Source organism: Staphylococcus rostri (assembly GCF_002902145.1).
GTDB classification, from domain to species: Bacteria; Bacillota; Bacilli; order Staphylococcales; family Staphylococcaceae; genus Staphylococcus; species Staphylococcus rostri.
Genome location: NZ_PPRF01000120.1, coordinates 21,607 through 29,704, shown reverse-complemented (window position 1 = coordinate 29,704; position 8,098 = coordinate 21,607). Strand labels below are relative to the sequence as shown.

Annotated in this window: 8 protein-coding genes and 1 tRNA gene; 6 read left to right on the top strand and 3 right to left on the bottom strand. The window is 36.5% G+C overall.

The window, feature by feature from the left end; all coding sequences use genetic code 11:
- Nucleotides 1–366: 366 nt before the first annotated feature.
- Together CD122_RS11080 and CD122_RS11075 are read left to right on the top strand one after the other, a co-directional pair.
- Nucleotides 367–440 (top strand) — tRNA-Arg (locus tag CD122_RS11080).
- A gap of 194 nt (nt 441–634) precedes the next feature.
- On the top strand, nt 635–1,072 hold the full coding sequence (locus CD122_RS11075; RefSeq protein ID WP_103359004.1) for a VOC family protein: 438 nt from the start codon (nt 635–637) through the stop codon (nt 1,070–1,072).
- Nucleotides 1,073–1,182: 110 nt separating this feature from the next.
- On the opposite strand, the gene CD122_RS12615 is transcribed toward CD122_RS11075, so the two are convergent.
- Entirely contained in the window at nt 1,183–1,254 is a 72-nt protein-coding gene (locus CD122_RS12615) for an alpha-1/alpha-2 family phenol-soluble modulin (RefSeq protein WP_106904272.1), read from the bottom strand.
- 833 nt (nt 1,255–2,087) lie between these two features.
- The gene (locus tag CD122_RS11070; RefSeq protein ID WP_169926517.1) at nt 2,088–2,843 is read right to left on the bottom strand and encodes a trypsin-like serine peptidase; all 756 of its coding nucleotides are present in this window, start codon (nt 2,841–2,843) and stop codon (nt 2,088–2,090) included.
- 403 nt (nt 2,844–3,246) lie between these two features.
- Here CD122_RS11070 and CD122_RS11065 point away from each other — a divergent pair, with 403 nt between their 5' ends.
- A complete protein-coding gene (locus CD122_RS11065; protein ID WP_103359002.1) occupies nt 3,247–3,378 on the top strand; it encodes a beta-class phenol-soluble modulin in 132 nt (43 codons plus the stop codon).
- A 215-nt stretch (nt 3,379–3,593) separates the two neighbouring features.
- Complete coding sequence (locus CD122_RS11060) at nt 3,594–4,931, top strand: NtaA/DmoA family FMN-dependent monooxygenase (RefSeq protein WP_103359001.1); 1,338 nt, start codon at nt 3,594–3,596, stop codon at nt 4,929–4,931.
- 69 nt (nt 4,932–5,000) lie between these two features.
- Here CD122_RS11060 and CD122_RS11055 read toward each other — a convergent pair whose 3' ends face one another.
- Nucleotides 5,001–6,311, bottom strand: a complete 1,311-nt coding sequence (locus CD122_RS11055; RefSeq protein WP_103359000.1) for a TrkH family potassium uptake protein — start codon at nt 6,309–6,311, stop codon at nt 5,001–5,003.
- Nucleotides 6,312–6,486: 175 nt separating this feature from the next.
- On the opposite strand from CD122_RS11055, the gene CD122_RS11050 reads away from it, so the two are divergent.
- Both CD122_RS11050 and CD122_RS11045 read left to right on the top strand, forming a co-directional pair.
- Complete coding sequence (locus CD122_RS11050) at nt 6,487–7,365, top strand: ABC transporter ATP-binding protein (protein ID WP_103358999.1); 879 nt, start codon at nt 6,487–6,489, stop codon at nt 7,363–7,365.
- A complete protein-coding gene (locus CD122_RS11045; protein ID WP_103358998.1) occupies nt 7,365–8,096 on the top strand; it encodes an ABC transporter permease in 732 nt (243 codons plus the stop codon). The genes CD122_RS11050 and CD122_RS11045 overlap by 1 nt, the downstream gene beginning before the upstream one ends.
- Nucleotides 8,097–8,098: the final 2 nt, after the last annotated feature.

Genomic DNA, 8,098 nt, shown 5'->3' with positions numbered 1-8,098 from the left:
TTTTGCTCATCGTTCGGTTCTGCTCAAATCCTAAGCGCTTTTGTCCCAACCTCTTTTTACAAAAGAGGCTTAGAACGAATTATGTCCCAGCCCCCTTTTTTCTACTCATTTATAGTTAAACTTAATAAATGCAATCATTGTTACGCCGGTTGCCTATCATACTACACTTAAACATGTGTGGTATTTTATTTGAAAAAACTTATTTCGGGAACGTTTTGGGGACTTCATGAAAAATTCAATTCTGATAGCTATCATACAATTAAAACGATGTAAAATTTCTTTATTTAGGTCAAAAGGAAATAAATTTTCAAAGCGTGATATTGATTTATTGATGATAATTAGTTATAATTAGCTTTGTGTTAAAAAGTCCTGGTAGCTCAGCTGGATAGAGCAATGGCCTTCTAAGCCATCGGTCGGGGGTTCGAATCCCTCCCAGGACGTTATATAGTTATTTTCGTTAAAAAGCCGTTATATCTCGTGAACATACACGTTGATGTAACGGTTTTTGTTGTATTTCGTTAAGTTTTGTTAAATGTTGTATTTTATGCTGAAGTCCCCAATTGAATTTTTAGACTTCAAGTGTATCAATTACTTTTAAAATACATTACAGTTTTATGGACACAAATTAAGGAGAATTAATTCGCATGACAAATATTTATCATTTGAAAGTACAAAAGAAGCATTAGCATACTATGAAGAAGTTTTTGTGGCAACTGATGTATCACGTTTGTCAGTGTCTAAAGAACAAGCAGGTTATTTTGGTTTGGATGAGAATCAAGCAGAATCGGCGACAATGCATGCTGAGTTTTTTATTGGTGGTACAAAATTATATGCTTCTGATTCATTCGGTAAAACAGATCAACTGAATGGCGCGATTTCTTTGATGTTAGATTACGACGTTGCAAATGAAGCGGATGCACAAGAAATTGAAGTTTTGTATGACCGTATGAATGATCATGACAGTATTACAATCGAACTGCCTTTTGAGGATCAATTTGGGGGTGGTAAAATGGGTATGTGTTGGATGTTACACGACACAGATTATGAAAAAATGGCACAACAACATCAATAATATGAGAAAGATAGACTACCGTACATTTTATAATAGTGTACGGTTTTTAAAATACAAAAAAACACCAAGACACGATAACTATGTCTCAGTGTTATGTAAATGTTCAATAATTATTTTGCGAATGTGTCTACTAACCCTTTGATTAATTTTACAATACCAAGAATGATACTAGCCCAAGTCATGGTAACAACCTCCTCTTTGTTTATTGTAGTTATAGTTTAACGAATGTTTGCTATCATTTGGGCGTTTTTGCGCAACACATCATTTTGACTTCATAACTGTTAAAAACGCAATTACCTTTGACAGTTGGGAACGCCTAAGTGTCGATAATTACAAAATAATATCAAGATTTTCTCATTAATGTTTTATTTTCTAATACAGATAGGCAGCGTAACGGTTAAATAGTGTATCTGATATAACAGTTTGGCATGAAATATAGTGTGTTAAGGATATTTTTGCAGTGCATTCATAAAATCATGTATTGTATAGTGAATAAACAGTATTAAACTCTCAACCAGAGGACTACAATAAGGGGGATTATGATGGATAGACTACTTTACGCGATAAAATTCGTCATTATATTTATGCTTGTTTTTACTGCAAGACAAGCTAAAGTCCAATACTACCCGAGTTCTATATAGTAAATGATGCTGTGGTGTGAGTGGAAAGTGGTTACTCTTACCCGAGGAGCTCTCAGCAGCGATGTAAGTCATAGTAACAACAAATGATGAGAAGTCAGCATAGGCCATACAAGATGTTATGCAAATATGGACTCGATAAACAAAGTACAATGAGCGCGGCACAATCATGTGAGAAATATTGGCGACGCTCTAAAACCCAAGAAGTTCGCCGAGCCATTACAACAAAACAACTCTACAAGTGGGAACTAATGACTTAGTCGAACTTGCAGAGTTGGCTTACGCAAGATATTGAGCCATCAAGTACGGGTCCGTGTGCTTGGTGACGTGAGAGGACGAATAGTCAACTAATGGCTATTCTCCTACTCGATTATAATTTAACTTTTATTATTCATTATAAAACTATACAAATCATCTTTAAATAAGATGCCACCACTATGATTAGTTGGTGGTCCATAACTACTGCTGTTCACACCGACAACCTCATTATTTTTGTTGAATAAAGGCGAACCAGAAGCTCCTGGTGAAGAAGAAATATCTGCAACATAAATACGATTATTATTAAACGCATATTTTAATAACTTACCATCTGCTCTCCACATTATATGGAAATCTTTGTCTCTTGGGTACCCCGCAATATGCATTTGGTTTTCATCAGTCTTCATCCATTGTTCGTCAATGTAATTAGCATTAACAATAGTAGCTGGTGTAACTACTTTATTCAGCGGTAAACTACCTTGTTGCGGACTAACTTTCAAAATTGCTACGTCGTCATCTTTGTTAGGAGCATATACAGCAGACACTATATTGTATCTACCTAACAACTTTTTACCAACACTTTTTTCATTTAAGCCTAAGAAGAAAACAGCTTTTTTACCATCTTTTAAATGTTTGGCAACATGTCTATTTGTTAGGATTGTATTATCACCTATAACAAATCCTGTACCAGAAGTCCCATTATTATATAATATTTTCCCCACAATGTTATGCGGTGATTGGTTTGAATCTGTTACAGGATAAACGTCTGATTGGGCTGTTGCTATTGTCTTAAAATTAATATCTAATGGTGCTGATACTGTAAATGATACTAAAACAATTGAAAATGCTAGAATAAACTTTTTACAAAAATTCATATAAAAAACCTTCTTCCTCATTTTTATAGTAACAACATCCTCTTTGTTTATTGTAGATAGTTTAACGGACGTTCGTTATTATTTGGGCGTTTTTGCGTAACACATCATTTTGACTTCATAACTGTTAAAAATGTGACCATCTTTGACAGTTAGGCACGCCTAAATGTCGATAATTACAAAAAATATTAAGATTTTCTCGGGAATGTTTTATTTTCTAATACAGATAGGCAACGTAACTGTCAGAAATTGTCTGTTAAAAATACAGTTAGGCATGGAATATGATGAGTTAAGAACGATTCCACATACCACCAACAATATAAGCTATAGTGTAGTTAACAAAACGAAGTCATCATACATAATGATTTGGTTTTGAAATAATCTTACTTAAGGAGTGTATCGCAACATGTCAGAAATTATCAACGCAATTAAGGACACAGTACAAGCAGGGTTAGATCAAGATTGGCTATCAATGGGAACAGGTATTGCGAACATTGTAGCACAAGGTATTGATTTTATTTCAGGATTTTTCGGATAGTCTCCCTTTAACTATATAAATGATGAGCTAGGGTTGCATTGAATGGTGCGCTCTAGCTTTTTTGTGTTTAGTAAAATTCAATTTTTTGGCGAGTTATAGGACATTCAACTTCCAAATGTTAAACATAGGACATTTCAATAATAACTAACCATTGTTTTCGTATATCGGTTCTCGTATATTAATTATACTGAGATTGAAAAAAGGAGAATCGTATCATGGCAAAAAATAAAGAAAAACAAATGGTGCTTGGCCTGTTATTAGGACCTTATGGCGCCAATTCAAAAGCATGGACTGAAAATGTAGAATCGGCTAAAAACTATCCAGATATTAACGAAGATATTCGTGCTGCACAATTAGCGGAAAAAGGGAAGTTTCAATTTATGTTTTTTGGCGACTTTCCTGCAATTAAGCCGGCGACATCGGATGAATTGCGAGCGATGGTGTTAGATCCAATCATTATGTCGGGAATTGTCGCAAGTCATACAAAGCACCTAGGTTTAGCGATAACGAAGGCAACTTCATGGAATAATGTATATGACGTGGCACGTGAATTTAAAACTTTGGATGCGGTGAGTAATGGCCGTGTAGGTTGGAACGCTGTAACAGGGGCGAATGAAGTGAGTGCCAATGCTTTTGGTGCATCTGTCGGTAGTAGTAAAGAACGCTATGAAGAAGCATATGAGTTTGTAGAGTTTGTTCAAGAGTTATGGTCAGTGTGGGATAAAGATGCGTTACAAGCAGATAAAGACTCTGGCATTTTTGCAGATTATGAAAAAGTACGCACGGTTTCATTAAAAGGGAAATATAACGAATCGATAGGTACGTTACCAATTCCGCCATCACCACAAGGACAACCAGTGATTGTTCATGCAGGCGGATCATCTAACAGTATTGCGTTTGCAGGACGTTATGCGAATGTCTTTATTGGTGAAGTTTGGACGATTGAACAAGGGCAAGCGATGCGCCAAGCATTACGTCAAGCAGCAGTTGACAATGGACGTGATCCTGATGAAATTAAATTTATCGCAGGACTCATGCCATTGATAGGTGATAATAAGCGTGAGGCGTTAGATAGACATGCGAAATTCATTGATGAAAAAACATTTAGACAACGTATTGCACATATTGGCTATGCTTTAAATACACGCTTTGGGCCACAAGATATTGATCAACCGATTAACAAAGAAATTCTAGATCGTGTTGTTGTCACACCATATAGTGATCCACGTATTGACAATGTGTTAAAACTTGCTTATGAAGGATGGACGTTAAGAGATTTAGTATACCATTCAGTAATTGATTATCACCCGGCGGCGGTTGGTGATGCTAAAGCGACAGCTGATCACCTAACAGAATGGTTTGAAGCAGGTGCTGCAGATGGCTTTTGGATAATGCCTGACACTTATGAAGTGGACTTCCAACGTTTTGTCGATGAAGTGGTACCTATTTTGCAAGAACGTGGCGTGTTCCATGAAGATTATGAAGGGGAGACGTTAAGAGAAAATCTAAATATTCCATATCAATATGGACGTGATGAAAGACTAGAGTCGTAAACATATATTAAAACGACCACAACATTCATAGTGTCGTGCTATGAAGTGATTGTGGTCGTTTTTTGATGTCTACAAAAATAATTGTCCTTTTGCGTAATGATAACGTGCGCGTGCTGTTGACTGTTTTTGAAAAACTGTCAGCAACGTCAGTACACCCATTTTTCCGACAATCATTGTGACAATAATTAAGATTTTGCCGATAGTACCATAACTTGCGGAGATACCTGTTGATAGCCCAACGGTACCAAACGCTGAAAAAACTTCAAAAGCAATATCTGGTAGTGACAAGTGCGGTTCTGCAATACTAAAACTGAAAATAATCGTAATGACAAAACCAATTGCCGATAACGTAATTGCTAGGGCTTTATGTGCTTGTTTCATATCAATGGAGTGATTAAGCAATCGTATATAGTCATTACCGCGTAACGTGTTGATAATAAATAAGATAACGACGGCAAATGTTGTGACTTTAATACCGCCGGCTGCACTAATAGGGCCTGCTCCGATAAACATAAGACACATCATCAATATCATAGCGCTCGGTGATAACAGGTGCATATCCACTGTGTTAAAACCGGCTGTTCTTGCGCTGGTCGCTTGAAAGAATGCAGCGAGCCACTGATTGCCCATGGGCATCCCTTTTAACGAATGTTGACTTTCTAATACAAAATAAAAAATGGTGCCGCCAATTAATAGCAATGCGGTCATAATGAGTGTGACTTTGCTGTGTAATTGCAGTTTTTTAAGTCTTCGTGTTGTGATGAGATCATACAATACGACATAACCAATACCGCCCATAATAATTAAAAATGCCACAACGATATTCACAGCTGGATGATTGACGTAATGCATTAAGTTGTCTGGGAAAAGTGAAAAGCCAGCGTTATTAAATGCAGAAACAGCAGTGAACATACTGATGAACAGCCCTTTAGACCAGCCAAATGTCGGTACAAATTCAAAAGCTAACAAAATGGTGCCGAGTGTTTCGAAAATTACTGTGAAATAAAAAACGAGTGCAAGTAAATGATGAAATGCACCGAGATGTTCGATATTAAATTGAAATTTTAACAGTTCATTATTGGTATAACTAATACGACGTTGGGTCATTAGTAATAACAGCATAGAGACGGTGACAATGCCCATACCGCCGATTTGTATAAGGAGCATAATGACGATGTCACCCCAAATGTTGAATTGTGAAGAGACGTCTACGGTGGACAAACCTGTCACGGTAAATGCACTTGTTGCGATATACATAGCGTCAATTAAAGCAATGGGTTTGCGTCCTGTAAAAGGGAGTGATAACAAAAGGGTTCCTAGCAATGTAGTTGCAAAAAACAAACTCATATATAAACGAATAGGTTGTTTAAAGAAAGACATTTTTGCGCCTCGGTTCTGTTTTTGATGTTACTATAGCACCTTGCTAAGAAAACGACAATTATTTTTATAAACGACTTTATGACATTTGTCACATGACATTCATGACAAATGCGACTACGATGAAAGGCTTATCCGATATACACTGTTTGTAACAACAAGGAAGCGGGTGAAGCGGATGATTGACATTCAAAATGTGATGAAAGTATATGGTGAGAAAAAGGTATTGGATGATGTGTCTTTTCAACTGTATGAAGGGCAATGTACAGCATTAATTGGACCGAATGGCGCAGGGAAATCAACGTTAATTGATATCATTATTGGGAACCGTCATCCAAGTGCTGGCAAGATTAACAATCAACAAGGGTTATTAGATAAGCAACAAATTGGCATTTTATATCAGAAAACGGCTTTTCTAGAATTGATTAAAGTTAAGGAATTATTCAACTTGTACAAGGGATTTTATAAAGAATCGATGTCGCTTGAAATGTTTCAAAAAGTGACGAGGTTTGACGATCAGAAATTAAATCAATATGCTTCCAAACTGTCTGGTGGTGAGAGTAGAATATTAGATTTTGCGCTATCAATTATTGGCAAACCGAGATGGCTCGTACTAGATGAACCGACAAGTGCGATGGATACGGAGACACGACAGCACTTTTGGACGCTTATTGCACAAATGAAAAGACAAGGTGTGACGATTCTATATACGTCGCATTATATAGAAGAAGTGGAGCGTATGGCGGACCGAGTTGTTGTGCTGAATCAAGGTCGAATCGTCACGGATAGTACACCGCAAGAAATCCGTTATCAACAGGCAGAAACGTATATTCAGTTACCTATGTTAGACACTCCAATCATTGAACAACTTAATGACTTAGCAACTGTCACATCTATAAGTTCACATAGCGATGGCTTTACGGTAGTGACCAATGACGTCCGTCCGATTATTGAATTTTTAATGGCACATGACGTTGATTTAAATCACATAGAAATGACAAAATCATCTTTGCTGGAAATGTTATTTTCGCAAAATAGAGAAGGAGTTGAATCATAATGTTCTGTTCGTATTTCAAATATGAGTTGTTGATGTTAACGAGAAAGAAGGCGTATACCATTTTATCTATCGGTTTGCCACTTGTTTTTTATATTCTGTTTACATCGATGATCAGTGTACCGAAAGCATATGAAGCAACGTTTTATAAAGAGTATATGTTCAGTATGGCGACGTATAGTTTGAGTAGTTTCTGTATTATTACATTTCCAATTGAGTTGATTGGCGATAAAAAGTATGGCTGGGTTAAAAACCTATTTAAAACACCATTATCACCATTTCATTATTATCTCGGCAAAACGATGAAAATTATGTTGCTATTCTGTTTAGCGATTATCTTGCTGTTTCTAACAGGTGCGGTATATAAAGATGTCAGTATGTCCATGACAGAATGGTTGGTGTCAGGCATTCTATTATGGTTAGGGGCAAGTTCGTTATTGTCACTGGGCGTCATCCTAGCACAATTCAATGATTTACAAACTGCCAGTGCCATTTCAAATATTGTCTATCTGGCACTTGCATTACTAGGTGGATTATGGATTCCGGTAGATAATTTTCCTGAATGGTTAAAACAAATTGCTTATGTCACACCAACCTATCATATTAAAGAACTAGGCGTTTCATTTACAACGAGTGAGGGGCTTCATCTAGCATCTTGTTATGTTTTAGTGGCTTACGCTATACTATTTTTAACAATAACGTATGTCATTCGTAAAAAGACGGAAGTGATTTAAAC

Excerpts from the sequence above, each read along its gene's own strand:
- CD122_RS11055 (WP_103359000.1), bottom strand. The coding sequence starts at position 6,311 with ATGTCTTTCTTTAAACAACCTATTCGTTTATATATGAGTTTGTTTTTT.
- CD122_RS11065 (WP_103359002.1), top strand. The coding sequence starts at position 3,247 with ATGTCAGAAATTATCAACGCAATTAAGGACACAGTACAAGCAGGGTTA.
- CD122_RS11050 (WP_103358999.1), top strand. The coding sequence starts at position 6,487 with ATGATTGACATTCAAAATGTGATGAAAGTATATGGTGAGAAAAAGGTA.
- CD122_RS11060 (WP_103359001.1), top strand. The coding sequence starts at position 3,594 with ATGGCAAAAAATAAAGAAAAACAAATGGTGCTTGGCCTGTTATTAGGA.
- CD122_RS11045 (WP_103358998.1), top strand. The coding sequence starts at position 7,365 with ATGTTCTGTTCGTATTTCAAATATGAGTTGTTGATGTTAACGAGAAAG.
- CD122_RS11070 (WP_169926517.1), bottom strand. The coding sequence starts at position 2,843 with ATGAATTTTTGTAAAAAGTTTATTCTAGCATTTTCAATTGTTTTAGTA.